14 protein-coding genes are annotated in these 17,486 nt (G+C 53.5%); 6 read left to right on the top strand and 8 right to left on the bottom strand.

Annotated features, from left to right (window positions below; genetic code table 11):
* Positions 1-54: 54 nt before the first annotated feature.
* Positions 55-1,032, top strand: coding sequence for an NAD(P)-dependent oxidoreductase (locus AC5S27_RS18680; protein WP_493936071.1), 978 nt, complete (start codon positions 55-57; stop codon positions 1,030-1,032).
* A gap of 60 nt (positions 1,033-1,092) precedes the next feature.
* Here the strand turns inward: AC5S27_RS18680 and AC5S27_RS18675 are convergent, their stop codons facing one another.
* The 4 genes from AC5S27_RS18675 to AC5S27_RS18660 all read right to left on the bottom strand — a co-directional run bounded on the left by AC5S27_RS18675 (position 1,093) and on the right by AC5S27_RS18660 (position 4,315).
* Positions 1,093-1,695: a thiol-disulfide oxidoreductase DCC family protein gene (locus AC5S27_RS18675; RefSeq protein WP_493936070.1), complete on the bottom strand. Its 603-nt coding sequence runs from the start codon at positions 1,693-1,695 to the stop codon at positions 1,093-1,095.
* Positions 1,649-1,999 carry a thioredoxin family protein gene (locus AC5S27_RS18670; RefSeq protein WP_493936069.1) on the bottom strand — a complete coding sequence of 117 codons (351 nt, stop codon included), beginning with the start codon at positions 1,997-1,999 and terminating at the stop codon, positions 1,649-1,651. The genes AC5S27_RS18675 and AC5S27_RS18670 overlap by 47 nt, the downstream gene beginning before the upstream one ends.
* 87 nt (positions 2,000-2,086) lie before the next feature.
* Positions 2,087-2,821: a hypothetical protein gene (locus tag AC5S27_RS18665; protein WP_493936068.1), complete on the bottom strand. Its 735-nt coding sequence runs from the start codon at positions 2,819-2,821 to the stop codon at positions 2,087-2,089.
* Positions 2,822-2,932: 111 nt separating this feature from the next.
* Positions 2,933-4,315, bottom strand: a complete 1,383-nt coding sequence (locus tag AC5S27_RS18660) for an NAD-dependent succinate-semialdehyde dehydrogenase (protein WP_493936067.1) — start codon at positions 4,313-4,315, stop codon at positions 2,933-2,935.
* A 1,391-nt stretch (positions 4,316-5,706) separates the two neighbouring features.
* Between AC5S27_RS18660 and AC5S27_RS18655 the strand changes: the two genes are divergently transcribed.
* Positions 5,707-6,699 carry a zinc-dependent alcohol dehydrogenase family protein gene (locus AC5S27_RS18655; RefSeq protein ID WP_493936066.1) on the top strand — a complete coding sequence of 331 codons (993 nt, stop codon included), beginning with the start codon at positions 5,707-5,709 and terminating at the stop codon, positions 6,697-6,699.
* Between the two features lie 599 nt (positions 6,700-7,298).
* Here AC5S27_RS18655 and AC5S27_RS18650 read toward each other — a convergent pair.
* The 3 genes from AC5S27_RS18650 to AC5S27_RS18640 are packed head-to-tail and all read right to left on the bottom strand — an operon-like array spanning position 7,299 to position 11,182.
* On the bottom strand, positions 7,299-7,757 hold the full coding sequence (locus tag AC5S27_RS18650; protein WP_493937333.1) for an erythromycin esterase family protein: 459 nt from the start codon (positions 7,755-7,757) through the stop codon (positions 7,299-7,301).
* Positions 7,758-7,781: 24 nt separating this feature from the next.
* Positions 7,782-8,750 (bottom strand): glycoside hydrolase family 130 protein, encoded by a 969-nt coding sequence (locus AC5S27_RS18645; RefSeq protein ID WP_493936065.1) that lies wholly within the window; start codon positions 8,748-8,750, stop codon positions 7,782-7,784.
* Positions 8,751-8,806: 56 nt separating this feature from the next.
* Positions 8,807-11,182 (bottom strand): glycosyltransferase family 4 protein, encoded by a 2,376-nt coding sequence (locus AC5S27_RS18640; RefSeq protein WP_493936064.1) that lies wholly within the window; start codon positions 11,180-11,182, stop codon positions 8,807-8,809.
* Positions 11,183-12,342: 1,160 nt separating this feature from the next.
* On the opposite strand from AC5S27_RS18640, the gene AC5S27_RS18635 reads away from it, so the two are divergent.
* From AC5S27_RS18635 to AC5S27_RS18625, 3 genes are read left to right on the top strand one after another with little or no spacing between them, the layout of a single operon-like run.
* The gene (locus AC5S27_RS18635; protein WP_493936063.1) at positions 12,343-13,329 is read left to right on the top strand and encodes a type I phosphomannose isomerase catalytic subunit; all 987 of its coding nucleotides are present in this window, start codon (positions 12,343-12,345) and stop codon (positions 13,327-13,329) included.
* Positions 13,330-13,387: 58 nt separating this feature from the next.
* Entirely contained in the window at positions 13,388-14,170 is a 783-nt protein-coding gene (locus tag AC5S27_RS18630; protein ID WP_493936062.1) for an HAD-IIB family hydrolase, read from the top strand.
* Positions 14,167-15,306: a glycoside hydrolase family 130 protein gene (locus AC5S27_RS18625; RefSeq protein ID WP_493936061.1), complete on the top strand. Its 1,140-nt coding sequence runs from the start codon at positions 14,167-14,169 to the stop codon at positions 15,304-15,306. Before AC5S27_RS18630 ends, AC5S27_RS18625 begins: the two co-directional genes overlap by 4 nt.
* Before the next feature lie 90 nt (positions 15,307-15,396).
* Here the strand turns inward: AC5S27_RS18625 and AC5S27_RS18620 are convergent, their stop codons facing one another.
* Entirely contained in the window at positions 15,397-15,834 is a 438-nt protein-coding gene (locus tag AC5S27_RS18620) for a universal stress protein (RefSeq protein ID WP_493936060.1), read from the bottom strand.
* Between the two features lie 935 nt (positions 15,835-16,769).
* Between AC5S27_RS18620 and AC5S27_RS18615 the strand changes: the two genes are divergently transcribed.
* Entirely contained in the window at positions 16,770-17,417 is a 648-nt protein-coding gene (locus AC5S27_RS18615) for an HAD family hydrolase (protein ID WP_493936059.1), read from the top strand.
* The last annotated feature ends 69 nt before the right edge of the window (positions 17,418-17,486 follow it).

The following is a 17,486-nucleotide window of genomic DNA, read 5'->3' as shown; positions in this document are numbered from 1 at the left end:
ACTTTGCATAATGCATCTACCGGCACCCTGTATGTAAGGCTGAAGGGACAACAAGTGAAGATTGCATTTGTTCATACCGGGAATTTCTTTGCCTCACAGCTTCTTCAAAGATTCCGCACTGAGTTGGCGCACCATGAGGTGGTCGATTGGATCGCCAGCCGGAGCGCTCAGGATTTCGATTTCGAAGTACTTCTCGCTGCGGGCGCAATCGATCGTGAGTTGCTTATCGTGCAGCCAAATCTGAAGCTCATTCAAACTGTCAGCGACGGATATGAGGAGGTTGACGTCGATGCCGCCAGCAAACTCGGCATCTGGGTCTCGTATGCCCCAGCGGACCTCACGGGAAATGCTACTTCAGTTGCGGAGTTCGCGGTCTTACTGCTGCTCGGCGCCGCGAGGCATCTCAAGGAAACCCTGATATCTCTGCAAAGGGGCACGAATATGCGGCCACCTACACTCAATCTTGCACTGAGCGGAAAAACGGTATGCATAGTTGGCCTAGGGACCATCGGACGACAGCTCGTAGATCGCCTGCGTCCTTTTGGCGTGAAGATGGTGGCTACAGATGAATACCCGGAGGCCGCGCCCGCGGATGTCACTGCCTATCCTGCCAATCAGCTCAACAGAGCAGTCGCCGATGCTGATTTTGTTGTCATTTGCGTTCGAGCAAGTAAGGAGAACGAGAACCTGGTCAATGCAGCGGTACTTGGTGCGATGAAGCGCGGCAGCATACTGGTGAACATTGCCCGCGGCATGCTGATCGATGAGGCCGCACTTGTCGATGCAGTCGCGTTTGGAAAGATTTCAGCGGCTGGGCTTGACGTTTTGAAGAATGAACCTCCAGATCGCAAGGATCCTTTGCTCCAGCTTCCCCAGGTGCTGGTCACTCCTCATATTGCGGGGCTAACGGATCTGATGCTGGACGGAACGGTGAACTACGTCGGTCGCGTCATCGAAGAGTTCGCCGCTGGCAAGAAACCCAAGTCGATCCTCAACTCGCCTGAAAGGCTTCGGTATCTGTTGCGCGATTGAAGGCCATGAAATTAGACGTGCACTGCAAGAGCCTGTCGACTTGACGCGGCATCGATCGATTCAAATTTGCTTTGCTGGTTGGACACGCACTCGGGCTGGCAGAGAAGTGAAATGGCGAATCGGGTTGTGATTCTTGCTAGATGGTGGCGCGATCAATCTGACTAACCACCTGAACGGACGTAACCATAGACTCGGCGTGCCGCAACTCTCGCAGCCAAGCACGGGACGCACGTCAGCGAGGATCGTGTAAGCCAGGTTAAGCATGGCCTGAAACGGACGAACACCGCAGACGCTGATTGCGAAGGACCAAGCGAACCATCTGGTCCCAGGTAGACTGCGCAGGACCTCAGCAACTGCTTCCCCTCCGAGTTTCATTGACCCATCCGGCATCAGCAGATGAATTGTCTCGTAGGCATCCCAAATATTCAGGTCTGGATTGAGAGACCGCAGCTTTTCGGGATCTTGGCCGATAGGCCGTACGATTATGCTGGCGATGACGGAAGTGGCTTGCGCCTGGTTCTTCACCCAATCCGCGATACTTCGACAAACCCCGCATTCGTCGTTAAATAGCAGGATGGGGCGTTGTGCTCTTTTATTGGCATAATTCGGACTAATTTTATGAATCAAATGGGTTCCTGACCAAAGCCAATAGGTTCGAGACATTCGGACTAGGACCTTCATCCCTGCCGACAATTTCGCCGTTCAAAAACATAATCAGGGTAGGCGTTCCCTGGATTTCGTACAGATTGGCGAGTTCGAGGTCTACCGCTACGTTGACCCTGAATATCTTTTCCGAGGGCGCTACGATCTGCGCTACCTGCTGAAGATCCGCCTCGATCACGGCGCAGTGCGCGCACCCGTAGGACATAAACTCAACTACGATTGGTCCTGCACCTTTCAGAACCAGGCTGTCAAATGCACTGGCGGTGACGGTTTGTATCCTGTCGATGGACCTCTGACTTGGCATCCCATCCTCGTCGTTCTTAGAGCACATTCTCTGCCCTGGTTCGCGAAAGCCCAGCCGACCACTGGCATATGCTGATAGCTCATTCAGTTAGTCGACATTTTCCCTGCGCAGACCGCCCCAATCGGTCCTCAGAGGGATCTTGGCAGGGGCACCGAGGTGTCTCTTGGCAATCTCCTCGATTTGCGGTTCCGTAAGAGCGGAGAGATCAGCAGTCTCGACAGCGACTATCCGCTGAAATGTCTCATGATGATGCGTCTTCAGATACTCGCTCAGAAAGTTCACTGCGCTACTCTTCCCCGTGGCGTGGCCAATCAGGATGATCGCTTCGGCATGAATAATATCCTTAGCTATCTCCTCGTAGTAAGAGTCCTCCTCAGGAACATGATCGCCCTTGTAATGGGCTTCTTTGCGGTGGATCAAGTGGTGCTGGAATCCAAATGGATCATACGGCTTGACAGTTAGTTCATCTTCTGGCCGGCTTCCGCCAAAGTCGTGATAGATGTGCGCTGCATGATGATCGATGACGACGACCATCCGCCCGACCAGATGTGCTTTTGCAGGTTTGCCAAGTGCCTCAGCCTCTTTGAGGAACTTCCGCAGATGGGAGACCTCTTCTACGTCGAGACCGTGGGTGCTGGGTTTCTTAAAGAAACCGCTTTGCGAATTAACGATGAAGACAAACCCGTCGTTTCCGTGGGGCTGGACTTCGCCAATCTGTCCAATGAGGTCAACTACAGCACTCCAGCTTAGATTGCGCGGTAGTTTACCCCCAACGAGACTTTCAAGAAGTTCTTGGTGGTCGTGTCGAATAGGATCGTTCATCTTTTGAGCCTTCCACATGCGGATTGAATACTCTGTGCCAGTTTGCTCATGGAGTCCGAAGACTGATCACACAAACACCCGAGCTGACTGAAGTGGAACGAAGCGCGCTCATTACGCCGGTGCGTTGATCGGTACGACGCAAACCAGCTTCTTGTTCACGAACTCCTGTATGCCGAGACTGGAAAGTTCACGTCCGTAACCGGAGTTCTTGATCCCTCCGAACGGCAGTTCCGGCGCGGTCCAGGTCGGGTGGTTGACGAAGACCATTCCAGTGTCCAGCCGGCTGGCCACGCTTTTGCCTCGCTCTATGTCAGCGGTGAATACGGAGCCTCCCAGACCATACTTTGAATCGTTGGCAAGAGCGATCGCTTCCTCCTCATTGGCAACGCGGAAGAAAAGCGCCACTGGGCCAAAGAATTCCTCGATATAGGCTGGTGTTCCCTTCTGAATGTCCGTGAGGATGGACGGTTGCATAAATGCTCCAGGTCGGTCGACTCTGCGTCCACCCATGATGAGCCGTGCTCCCGCCGAGACTGAGCGGCTTACCTGATCGAGAAGGTTAACGAGCGCAGACTCCGAGCAGAGGGGACCAAGCGTGGTTAAGGCGTCCATGGGATCGCCCGGGGTGAGGGTTTCCAATGCAGCCCGAAACTTGGCGATGAACTCGTCGGCTACCTCATCCACTACGATGAATCGTTTCGCCGCCACGCAGCATTGGCCGGTGTTGTTCATCCGGCCCCACACCGCCCATTCCACAGTTTTATCAAGTGCGGCGTCTTCCAAAACGATGAAAGCATCACTGCCGCCAAGCTCCATAGTAGACTTCTTCAGGTTCTTGCCAGCCTGAGCCGCGACTATCGAACCAGCGCGCTCACTTCCGGTAAGCGCCACTCCTTTAATTCTCGGATCGTCGATTAGACTCTCCGCCTGATCGTTCGATAGGAAGAGATTTGTGTAGGCCCCATCGGGAGCGCCGGCTTCTTTGAAGAGGGCTACAAACTCAAGTGCGCACTGCGGAACAGAGGGCGCATGCTTCACAATTACTACGTTACCGGCCATCAGATTCGGAGCAACAAAGCGCGCCAATTGATAGTACGGAAAATTCCACGGCTCAATACCAAAGAGTACTCCGATGGGGCTGCTCTCGATGGCTGCTTCCCCTGAGAGTGGAGCGAGTTGTTGCGGTGCAAGAAAACCTTCAGCATTCTGAGCATAGTAGTCGATAATATCCGCGCTGAGGGTGACTTCGCCCCGGCTCTCCGCGATGAGCTTGCCCATTTCCTCGGTGATAAGTTTTGCGAACCTCTCAGTCTGGGAGCGCAAGATCAGAGCCGCCTTCGATAGAACAGCAGCTCGTTCGACGAATGTTGTTGTTTGCCAATCCGTAAAGCAGACTTGCGCTTGAGTGACCGCCGCCTCTACTTCTTCGCTTGTGTGTTCTGCAAACTGCTTGGTTCTCTGTCCGCTATAGGGGTTAACGCTTTCATACGCCATAGGTGATCTCCACTGAAATATCTGTTGGACTAACTTGGCACCTCGGATCAAAGAGGCGTCTCTGCCAGGTAAAGCTCTGCGGTCTCACAGCTTCATGCGTCCGATCCTGATCGGGACCGGGATCCTCTGATCTCTGATTGGATTTAATTTCAATCGCCCGCTGTCTGTTGAAATGGCTCGATGTGTCGCCAATTCCTGCGTTCTTCCGCGGGGAGATCCTGCGGCTCAGCTTCGTGTTCCGAATCACTACCCGGACTCTTGGTAGGATCGCTCTCCTCCGGGATGGACGTGCGGTTATCTTTGAATGTGTCGTTGTGAACTACACCTCCAAGATTCAAGCCCCAAACCTCGACCCGGTGGCTGTAGGGGTAGGCTGACATTCTGGCTAGCACGAGAAGTAGATCGCTGGAGGAAACCCGACGATCGACAGCCTCGTCATACAAGGGATCCTCCGGGACGATATGAGCTGGCCCGATGTTCAGAACTCGCGCAAGCGGCCATTGCCTAAGCACATCTTCGTCAGCGCCGCGAAGTATCAATACTCCGAGGTTTTCACTAAGCACTGCGAGGTGCATGGGAGGGAATCGCAAGTCAAAGATTTCGGAACGAGTGCTCACCCTTTCAACACAAAATCCGGAAGTGGACAGTAGGAGATTCCGGCTGGAATCTGTGTCCGCACATTCCTCAACTAGAAGTAGTCTGGTTCTCAATACTGGGTTCGGAGCAACCGTCATTGGCCGCCTGTGAGTTATCAGCGTATGGTCACCATTTAATTCTTTGACTTGCTGTGGCATCTGAGTGAACCTCTCGAAATTACCCGACACTGGCCTATATTGATCCTCAAGGACTAGGGAGGGATGTGTCCTTTAGACCGGTCACAACTTGCACATCGAAGTTGTCCAACAGTTTGCTGAAAGGGTCGCTGGCCCCCATCCCATGCGTTTCGACTATCCGTACGCCTGATAGAAGCCACGCAATCGGTCTTCCTGACTCTCTTTGTTGTGCCCTTTTGCGCACCTGATTGAGACCGTCGTCGCTTGGTACGCCGTAAGCCTGATGGATTGTGGTTTCCTTTGACAGACGAGCCCACAAGGTCGAAGCCAACCCGCCGAATGACGCTATGACAAACTCGCTCAGCACAAGTTGAAGAAGAAGTGGTGCTAAATCCCAGGACGTACAAGAAACCGTTCGTGCCCGATTGCTCAGCGGTGGGCGGGAACAGATGTAAGACTTTCAGTTGAGGTGGACACCTTGACCGCGTGTTAAAGGCCAAACCATTCAGTCGCCCACTGCACGATGCCAACAATCGCAGAGTTCCGTGGAATGTCGGCGCGGCCTTTCACACTTCAAGGGCACGGCGTCCATCAAATCGAAGGAACAGATAAGCACTTATGAGAGCTGCGATTTTCAATCCCGCAACAAGAAGCGCAGGTTCCCATTTAAGAATTGAGGATGTGCCTCGCCCGCAAGTGGCTTCGGGCTACGTTCTTTTGCGTGTGCTCGCATGCGGCGTTTGCCGTACAGACTTGCACATCGTCGAGGGCGATCTTCCAGTGCTCCACCAACCCCTGATCCCCGGTCATCAGATCGTCGGAGAGGTGATTGAGGGAGCCAGCGCGAGTTTGCCGTTGGGGACTCGAGTGGGTGTTTCGTGGATGGGTGGCACAGACGGCGACTGCTTTTTCTGTCTACATGGCATGGAAAACCTCTGTGACCATCCGACGTTCACTGGATATTCCGTCGACGGAGGGTATGCTGAATTTGCGCTCACACGAGAAGACTTCACCTATCCACTTCCGCCCGAGCTCGATGCAACCCATGTAGCGCCACTGCTCTGCGCGGGCATTATCGGGTTTCGCAGCTTGCGGGTTGCCGGGGTCGCGCCTGGAGACCGCGTAGGCCTCTTCGGCTTTGGAAGCTCCGCCACGCTGTCGATTCCGGTGCTTCAATCCTGGGGCTGCGAGGTATATGTCGTGACCCGGGGCGAAGCTCACCGTGCCAGCGCTGTAAGACTCGGCGCAACCTGGGTCGGCGACGAAGACGCCAGACCGCCGGTGGCGCTTGATCGCGCAATCACATTCGCCCCAAGCGGCAAGGTGGTAGTCGATGCTCTGTCGAGCCTTCGCAAAGGCGGTGTAGTCGCGATCAATGCCATCCATCTGGACCAAATGCCGGCCTTCAACTATGACAAGTTGCTTTGGGGCGAACGGCAGATACGAAGCGTCGCGAACATGACGCGAGACGACGCACGCGATTTCCTTGCGCTTGCGCACAAGCTGAACATTCAACCGCGCGTCTCGGTATTCCGTCTGGATCAGGCCAACGAGGCACTCGTGGCCGTGAAGGATGAGACCGAGAATGGATCGGCTGTTATTGTTCCTTGAGTTAGTTGGAATCGGAGATGTTCGAAGCTTGATTGCCGACAGCTGCATAGAAGAAGACGGAAGCAAAGTGACGATGGGTAATATTCTTCCGGTCCAGGAGCTGAGCATTCAGTTCCCAACGGCATCCTGACCTAGCGTTGCTGTTTCATAGACAGATTCGAAGGCAGCTTCCGCCCGTCCAGATTGCAAAGCAAGTTCCGCTACCTGTCTTCTATCGACGATTGCTTGATCACGATATTGAGTGTCGCTGGAAGAATTAGCGGGCTGTATCTATGCGATTGCGGAAAGATAGTATTGGACAGCACCGTTCAGATGAGGCAGCTCGTCACGCCTTCTCGATGGAAGATCGAGGTCTACCGGCACCTTCTTGAACAGAACGGGTGAGGCGAGAGGTTTGCCGAGCGCGGCTTTTGGATTAGTCTTGGCGATAGAAGCGGGAAATCCCTAGCTGGGATGCTGGCCCGATGCCTGCAGACTGCAAAACACTCCGAAACATATGGACAACAACCTTGTCCTCGCTCTTTCAGGCTGGATACGGCTGTTATTTCCTTTCGGCTTTAGAGTCATATGCCAGATGGGAACGTTTCAGCAGGCTCCCCCTAGGCATTTTCGGCGATACCATCCATTGGTTTCACAGCGTAGCTTTCATCAGAGTGAACGACCGCATCGAACTGATCCGAGAGAGATGCCTGAAAGTAGTGGCCCGCGAGCTCCGATTCCGGACGGTAGATCACTCCTATCGCCCGTTCGCGCATTGGGACGTGCAATGCATTTGAAACCGGCGAACCTTTCTCCAGATTGAGTGTGAAGGCTGGAATACCGGTGTCGTGCAGTAGGTGCTCGTAGCTATCCTTACGCGCCGGCTGTACGCAAATCCGTTCTGTTCGGCCGTCCCATTCGAATGCGGCCGTCACTGTTCCAGAGTAGGTTGTAAAGCCTATACTTCGACGATCATCTCCATATTTCTGCCGAACGAGCTGTCCAATATTCCATTCGCCTGCCTGCCCCATGGCTGTGGCCCGGGCATCTCCAACGTGCGAAGTATGAGCCCAGACAATGAGTTTTGCGGATGGCTGCCTCGATTAAGTGCCGGTTTCATTTGCCAAACTGGAGTCTGCCTCCAGCCATTCCAGCAAGGCGCTAATACTGCCGGTTGCCAGAGCCATACAGGAGTCTGCGGCCCCGTAATAGAGATGAATGGTATCGCCATCCGCTGCGATCGTCTGTCCGCAAGGGAAGACGACATCGCTTACATCTCCGCCTCGTTCGTACGGCGCTTCCGGGCCGAACATCCAACAGTTTCCGCGCTGCAGGCAAAGTTCGGGCTTGTTCAGATCAAAGAGCGCCAGACCTAATCGATAGATGCTCCCGGATGCGGTATTGCGTACCCCGTGGTAGATGGTCAGCCAGCCCTTGGCCGTCTCGATCGGTGGGGAGCAAAGGCCAATCTTGTTCGCATCCCACCACCCACCGCGTCTTGCCTCAAGCATGATTTTGTGATTGCCCCAATGATGCAGATCGGGCGAATAAGAGACCCACATGTGAGCGCCCAGAGTTGTGACCGGCCGATGAATGAGAGCCCAGCGATTGCCGATCCTTTTTGGGAGAAGAGCTGCGTCCTTATCTTCCGGTTGCATGATGACGCCGAAACGTTCAAAGTTCTTAAAATCGGCGGTCATGGCGAGAGAGACTCCTGGCCCGCCTCGCGAAAAGGAAGTATAGGCCACCGCGTATTTTTCGAGTTCAGGAACATACGTGATGCGGGGATCTTCAATTCCCCAGATCTCCTCTGGAAACTCGCTTGGACTGGCCATCAGTGTTGGCTTCGAATCGATGATCCAACCGTCGATTCCGTTAGCCGAGCGGGCAGCGCACAGGTGAGACATGCCAGTGCAGTCCTCCACCCGACACAGCAAGAGTGTCTCTCCATTCTGGAGCAAAGTCGCGCCTGCATTGAAGACGCTGTTTATTGGATAAGGCCAATCCTCTCGCGTCAGAATGGGATTGCCATCATGACGTCTGAAAAGCGGCGTTTTTGAACATCCATCCAAACCGCATGGAGAGGTTGACTGATGACCAGACGTGGTAACGTTTGATTGGGCTGAAGTCAATGTGCGGCGCTCATTTCATGTTTGCAGTTGAATTCGTTTGCTGATGGGGCCGCCTGCAATTCAAGCAACGCCATCAGGAATGAGAGCGTTGATTCCGCCCCCTGATTTTCATTCACGCGATCGGGGTGAAGTCCGTCTCTGCAGCCGCCTGTCGTCGCATCGTAAAGCGGGGTGTGCAGATCATTTTTTCCAAGAAACCACCCGAAAACGCGATGGGCTTCTCTGAACCACTGTTCGTCTCCTGTGAGGCGTTGTGCCTCAAGGCATGCAGAGATTGTTGCGCACGCTTCTACCGGCTGTTGATCGAAACGTGCTTTGTCTTCTCCCTGCACATAGAAACCTCTTGAGCCAATGGGGACAAAGACATTGCAATCTTCGCGTATCTGCTCGGATACGAGCCAACGCAATGACTGTATGCCGGCCTGCATCATGCTTCGATTGTCACTGTGCCATCCGGCAAGGATCAGAGCTTGAGGCAATCTGGCATTGGAATACGAGAGGCTCTTCTCAAACCAATGCCACTCTTCGGAACGACTGCGCGCGTAGATATCGAGGAGGCGGTTTGCAAGCGTGTTTCGCGCCCCTTGAACAACTCTGTCCCCTGGAAACCAGTCCAGGTAGGCTTGCATGCCCAAGACGCTGAAAGCCCATGCTCTCGGACTAGTGAAGCCGAGCGTTGAAGGAAGCGCAGCCTCGAAGAGACGTCCGGCGGCTCCGCGCAATCCCGCATTTTGCGATTTGCCGAGGACTGTTCCCAGCGACCAGAGCGCCCGCCCGTGGCTGTCTTCCGATCCGACATCTTCCAGCCATTGGCGATCATATCCCAAGAAGTTTCGGAATCTTCCCGACTCCGTGTGGAACGCAAGCCATAGAAACGAGAGATAACGTTGAGACAGACTCGTATACTTCCTGGTATCTCCGTTTGTCAGGCTATCCTCGAGAAGCGTGGACACAATCAGTGCACGCGCATTGTCATCGGTTGTGTAGCCCTCACGGCAGTTGGGTATCGTAAAAATCGCGTGCTGGAAGATTCCAGTGTCGTCTGTCATGGCGAATAGATGTGCCGGGCTTAGTACGGGCAAGCCCGTCGTCAAGGTCTGCTCCGGATCTCCTTGTCTGGCAGGCTTTGGCTGCAACATACGTTCCTGCCGTGCGCGTTGAAAGCTTGCCATATACGCCCGTGCTGTATTGGGCCAAGTTGTTCCCCGGGAGTACTGGTAAGCACGCTTCCGCATTGCGTGACGCTCGACTTCACTATCGAGTAAGCGAAGGACGGCGTCCGAGATTGCACCGGGATCTTCAAATGGGACGAGTACGCCTCGGCCATCCGCGAGCAACTCCTTGGCATGCCAATAGGGAGTGGATACTATAGCTTTGCCGGCACCCAAGGCAATGGCAAGCGTGCCAGAAACGACCTGAGCCTCGTGCCGATAGGGCGTGATGTAGATGTCCGCAGCACCGACGTGCTGGAGAAGTTCCTCTGCGGGAACAAAACGATTAGAGAGAATGAGATTGGATGCGACCCCTAATTCTTCTGCGAGTGCGCACAACGCTTCTCGATAGCGCTCGCCTTCCCGCTTGCGGAGATGAGGATGAGTGGCTCCGGAGACGATATAAACGACTTCCGGATGAACTGCAAGAATGGATGGTAGTGCGCGTATTACATTCTCAATGCCTTTGTTCGGAGATAACAGGCCGAACGTCAGAAGAACCGATTTGCCCTCTACGCCGAAAGTGTCTTTGAAGAAGTTCGGGTCCGTGAATGACAGATCCGGGACACCGTGCGGAATCACATCGATCTTCGAGGCAGGAACAGCATACACATCTCGCAGCATCTCTGCTGCTTGCTCACTCATGACGATCATGCGATCTGACAAAGTTGCGATCTCTTTGAGGACGGTGCGTTGATCGACGTCCGGTTCGCTTAGTACCGTATGCAGCGTAGTGACCAAGGGCATCTTCAGCTTGCGCAGAAGAGAAAGTATGTGGCCGCCTGCCACCCCACCGTAAATGCCGTACTCATGCTGCAGACATACCAGGTCGTTGCTATTGAAATTGAGAAAGTCGGCAGCCCGCTGATAGGATGTGAGGTCATCCTGAGCAAGTTCAAGCCGAACTTGCTCGGGATAATCGTAAGAGGCATCGGGATCGTTTACGGGAATTGCAAAGAGTCGTTCGGAGCCATATTCGGCGCCGATTGCGGTGCATAAGTCCGTTGTGAATGTTGCTATACCGCACTGCCGCGGCAGGTAATTACCCACGAACGCAATGCGCGTCGGCAGAGGCAGAGAAGCAGGTTTTGAGGGAACAGTCTGACGACAAGCGGGAATCGAACTGCTCAATGCTGTCTCGACTTCGTTGACTTTGTTCAATGACATTATTTCCCGCTTTCTCACGTGGTAAATGAACCGTATTACCCTTGCCAAGTCTGCTTGGAACTCGAGTGACAAAAGAGGCCAGACCTACATCCGATTTGTTGGATCGCTCTGGCTAGCCTCGGTACAATGCTCATTTCGCTAACAGTTCCTGTTTAATACGGCCTTGGATGATTGATTCTCAGGCGCAATACAGGCCAGCAGATGGTTCCGGGCTTAAGACTGCAACATGTCGACATTGGTACGCTTTCGCATCAGTACTTTCGTACGGGTCGCAACTGCTGCGGATCCCTTACTTTTATTTACCCGGCGTTGGTGGCGTTCGGCGCAGCTAAATCGGGGTTTAAGAAAGTCTCGATCAACTTCAGGCCAGTGACGGAAAAACGACTTACTATCCTAGCGATGTCACCTTCCTATCGACGTCCTCAACACCCCGTCGGAGACTACATTTTGAGCCCGACCAAATCGCATTCCGGATGATGGCACTGGCAAATCGTCCCTGCGTTCTTCTTTGGGTCGGAACATGCTTCACTGCAATACTTTCTGCCACTTGCTGCTTTGCAATTGCAGCCCGAATGTTCACACTTGTGAGTCTGTGTCATAAGAGATCCTCTGGTTCCGACGTACCGTCTGAGAGATATCGATTCATCAAGTGGCTCTTCAGTTTGAAAAGCCAGGTTCCTGTTGCCCCGGACATGTCGGTGATAGCCGAGTTCCCGCGTAGAGTCATCCAGCGAACTGCCTGCAAGAAGCAGGAGCCGTCCGCTTGAATCGATTTCCTACCAAAAGCGCAGAAGAAAGCCTTCGCGCATCGCATCGAGTGTTGATTTGGGCACATGCTTGAGGCCAGACTAGAACCAGTCTCTTACATCGACAAATTTGTATTGGCGCTGCTGTGATTGGCATTCAACGCAATTCGTCTGAACTATCACTAAACCGTATGTCCGTTCAACTACTGGTCTCAATTGACCGTACCGCCCGGCATCATGTCTTCGATAGTCCAGGTAGTAGCCATCTTTGCGAATGACCACGGACGCTGGATGACGTGCGGTCGAGGGATTCATCTGTGCTACGACCGTTGAGAGCACATTACTTGTCGTTGCAAGCCTTGATCCGCGTAGCATTTGCCGCCAGCAATGAGAGCCAGGTGTCGAATCTTGTCCGAATTAGCTTTGTACCCCATGCGCTTCGAGCCAATCTTCCAGTATCGGCTGTGGGGTGGGAGGCGGCTGTCCAATCTGCTCTCCGGGCCGATGCCTGAAGGCCCTGTCGGTGAGGCCTGGATTCTTAGCGACCGCGACGAACATCAAAGCCGCGTTGCCAATGGACCTCTGAAAGGTCGAACTCTCAGTGAACTGATGGAACACTCTTACGAAGGACTGATGGGGAAGCGGCCCACACGGTCCCAGCGCTTCCCCGTTCTACTCAAATTTCTTGATGCAAGCATGATGCTTTCCGTACAAGTGCACCCTGGCGATAACCATCCAGAACTCATTCCGGCTGGCGAAACCTCAAAGACCGAGGCGTGGGTCGTGATTGAGGCCCAGAAGGGTAGCCGAATCTACGCAGGTCTGCAACCCGGAACAACTGAAACCAACCTCCGTCATGCAATCACTACAGGGGCTATTGTGGACCGGCTCGTGGGTTTAGATGCAAAGCCCGGTGAGGCCATCTTCATTCCTGCGGGAAAGGTTCACACACTCGGTGGAGGAGTAGTCGTGTTTGAAGTTCAACAAAACAGCGACGTAACATACCGCCTATACGATTGGGGTCACGTTGACGCGAAGACAGGTCAGTTGCGGCCACTCCAGGTCGATCAGGCATTGGCGTGCATAGACTTCAAGGGAAGCACTGGCTGCGAAGTGGCGCCAATCTTAGAAACCAATACGCCAGTGGAACGTGAAAGACTCTTTGATTGCGACCAGTTTCGGCTATGGCGTTTACGCGGAACCGTGCCGTTTCTGGTCGGCGCCCCGGGAGAACCCCGAGTAATTGTTTGTCTAAGTGGCTCCGGTCAACTTGATAACAACGCCCTTCATCTTGTTGGAAAAGGCGACGTCTGGATATTGCCTGCAGAGATCGGGGTATGCACATTCCGGCCCGCAGTGGAAGTGACATTACTGGAAATCGCCATCCCAGAATAACGACTGTTTGTCGACAGCCACATACCCTGGTACATCTAAGAAACACAAAATTGGACGGATGATGAAGAAACTCATTGTTTTCGATTTGGACGGGACATTGGCGGCAAGGAAATCGCCCCTCGATGCTGAGATGGCTCCACTTCCGCGCGATCTGCGCGAAGTCACCGAAGTAGCCATCATTTCAGGAGGGAACTGGCTTCAGTTCGAACGACAGGTTCTCTCGCGTCTTCCAGGATCTCCACTCTTGCCGAGTCTGTCCATTCTTCCTACGTGCGGAACCCAATTCTTTCAGTACAAAGAAAAGTGGATAAAGCTCTATGCTGAGGACTTCACTCCAGATGAAAAGCAGAGGATCATCAACTCTCTCACCAAAGCGGTCGCAACAGCGGCTTTCAAAGTCGAAAAGACCTGGGGAGAAACCATTGAAGATCGCGCAAGCCAGATAACCGATTCCGCCTTGGGCCAACAGGCTCCTTTGGATAAGAAAGTGAAGTGGGATGCGGACTTTACGAAACGGAAGAAAATCAAGACGGTCCTTGACGCCCTTATCCCACAGTTTTCGGTTCGTCTCGGTGGGGCCACATCGATCGACGTATGCGGGCACGGGACAGACAAGGCGTACGGCATTAAGAAGCTGCGCGATCTCCTTGGCTTTTCGTTGCAGGCAATGATCTATGTCGGCGGCGCCCTCTTTGTGGGAGGAGGCGACTACCCTGCGAAACAAGTTGGCATGATCTCAACCCCAGCTCGCAATCCTGATGAGACCAAAAGAGTCATCGAAACAGTCATCGCTTGTCTGGGCCCAGAGCAGCAAGTGCGATCCTTTCAGGTGGACCGATGAGCGTCGGCTTCGCGAGCAACCTGAAATTACACCGCCTGGCGATGTTGATGGAGCCGGAGCCGGGTAATCCATATGAAGTTGAAGGCATTCTGAATCCGGCCGCAGTTCGCGGACCGGACGGGAAGCTGTACCTCTTTCCGCGGCTGGTCGCAAAGAATAACTATTCGCGCATCGGCATAGCCCGCGTGATTTTCAATCATGACGGGGACCCCGAAGGCGCCGAACGGCTGGGCATCGCACTAGAGCCGCAGGCCGATTATGAGCTTCGGCCAAATGGTGGCGGAGGATGCGAAGATCCGCGCGTTACCTATGTAGAACCTCTTCAGCGTTACATCATGACCTATACCGCATTCTCTACAAATGGTCCGAGAATCGCAATGGCAGAGTCCGAAGATCTCTTTCATTGGAAGCGCCTGGGTCTCGCAACCTACACACATTGGCATGGCATCGAACTAGACAATATCGATGACAAGGATGCGAGCTTCTTCCCCGTCGCCATACCCAACAGTTCTGGCAGGCTGGAGTTGGGTTTGCTGCATCGCCCGTTGTTTCCCGGCACTCGACCGGAGGAAACCTGTCTCCATACTGCGGTTCGTAAATTGGACCTTGACCAGGAGAGCATTTGGATCTCCTATTGCCCGAAGACCTTTGAAAGCCGCGATCCGGACCACCTTGGCCGGTTCACTTCTCAACACCGATTGGCGACGCCTGTCTCCCCATGGGAGCGTCTGAAAATCGGCGCGGGAACACCGCCCGTACTAACCAGGCACGGCTGGCTTATCGTTTATCACGGAGTGAGCGAGGCAAGCGTGGGCGGGAAGTCAGGCACGGGCGGTGCCAAGCACCCCCTACGCTACTCCGCCGGAGTGATGGTCCTTTCAGAGCATGATCCACGTATCATCCGATATCGATCGAAAGAGCCTGTACTTACTCCAACGCTGCCACAGGAAAAGGAAGGAACTGTCGCTAATGTTGTCTTTCCAACCGGCATCGACAGACGCGATGACATAGGAAGACCGGATCGCTTCGATATCTACTACGGCATGGCCGATAACCGAATCGGCGTCGCGCGACTTGACTTGCTCGATCTGCTGCCGGTAGGAGTGGCTGCCGATCCACCCGAAGCCAGAGTGTGAACCGTGTCTCTGCTTAGCAATAAGCAGGTTAAATCAGCAATACCGGAGCTTACTCTTGGAAGACATCTGGATTACCCACGCGGCCATCTGTCACTCATGCGTTGGCAAACGAACAATTTCTACAGAGCATGTCGCCTGTCGAGCGACGGATTGAGCCACGCTTCCCAACAACAGATTCTTGATGCCCTTGCTTGCCTGTGAACCAACTGCAATCAAGTCGGCCTCCCAACTCTCTGCGGCAGCGAGTATGCCGTCCAGGACGTCACCAACCTTGACCGCTGTGTGGACCTTGAATCCGGCGGCACGCAACTCGTCTGCCGCACTTTCAACCAATGCGCAAGCGGGTACCTTCTGATCTTCCAACTCCGGAGCGTAGCCCTGCGCCATCTCTGGAGGAGCCACGGGCTCAACCGGTTGCAGCACATGGAGCACCAGCACTTCTGCATTCTCTGTCCGAAACTGGGAGATCATAGATCCAATCAAGTGCTTTGAGAACTTCGACTCGTCAATTCCTATCAGAATTTTCATCTTCCATTCTTTCTTGACCCACAAACCTAGGGCCGTTAGATTTTCGACGTTTTGGCACATAGTTCGCGCCCCCATGAGCACTATCTCTGGGTCGCAACGCTTTTTGCATAAGAGACATTTGCAAGAGCAAAGAAAGCACCCCGCAGTGATGCTATAGACAGTCTCCTCTCACCATCAAAACGATGCGGCCCTATTTTAGAAATATCCGTCGAATTCAAACGATCGAACGTCTAAGCTACTACTTCCCAAGTTCAGGCAGTTTGGGCTTGGACAATTCCTCCCCGGGATACGATAGTGGGTTTCGCCCGTCCGGAATGGATATAAAAAACGGAGTCGGCTGGACTACCTTGAGTGAAAAGGAAATGCTTCGCTTTAAATCTGATTAGCTTTCGCCCGATTCCCTGGCTCGCCAAATACTCTTTAGCATCAAACGTTACATACTTCATTCCATCCATAGGGACGGCCTTTATGGAAAGGCAGCCTTATCGCTCGGGGAACGGCGAGACTGTCGCGTGCTGTTGACCTTCGCTATCATCGTCTGAATGCGCTAATTCGCATACACTAGACTACGTTTGCAGCACTTGGCCTCCTGGGTCTGAGCAATTCTGCACCTTCCGTCATCACCGATCTCTCCTCAACAGAGAGCCAAATCGGTGTAATAAGAATCGCACTGATCACGAATGACATGCATGATTCTTGGTCCGGCAGAGCTTTTGTAGACGTTGTCTGTTAACGCATCCGACGCTGCTAAAAGGGTAATGACCAGGACCCCTCTCAATGTGCTCTGAGCACAACTGCTCAGACCACCGATTCAATCCAAGTCGACACTGAGTCGAAGCGTCCCACCAACGGCGTGAGACTCTTCTTCACGCTCAAGACATTGGTCCAAGTCAGCATTTGTGGCCAATGGTGAGTCCAGTTGTGTCGGAGCTTCAATGAAACGAGCACTACCGATTTCCGCGCTGTTTATCGATATCGGCGGGGTCCTGCTCACCAATGGGTGGGACCACCTGGCCCGTAAACGCGCGGCCCGACACTTCAATCTCATCTGGGCAGAGATGGATCAGCGTCATCGCCTGGTTTTCGAGACTCACGAGGAAGGAAAACTAACGATTGAGGAATATCTCGGGTGGGTAGTCTTTTACGAAAAGCGACCATTCACGAGAAGCCAGTTCCGCAACTTCATGTTTGATCAATCAAGGCCATACCCAAAGATGGTCCAACTTATCACGCAACTCAAGCGGCAGCTTGGATTGAAGGTCGTTGTAATCAGCAATGGATCACGCGCTGTCAATGCCTATCGTGTACGCAAGTTCAAGCTCGATCAGTTGGCCGATATTTTTATCTCCTCATGCTTCGTTGGGATGCGCAAGCCGGACGTGGAGATCTTTCGCCTGGCACTGGATCTCGCCCAGACGCCAACAAAGCAAGTTGCCTATATCGACAACACACCCATGTTCGTCCAAATTGCGGAAAGCTTGGGCATGCGAGGCGTTCTACACACAGACTATAACTCCACTTATGCGAAGCTCCTTTCACTCAGCTTAACAACTGATTCGTCTGGCCAGCTTGAGAGCCTCTAAACAGCCTTTTTCGTTTACCCGACGATGAACGATCGCCGCGTCAAATCGCTTGAACTTTAGCCGAAGTTA

The sequence above is a fragment of the Acidicapsa borealis genome, from assembly GCF_059115245.1.
This window is presented reverse-complemented; position numbering and strand designations above follow the sequence as displayed.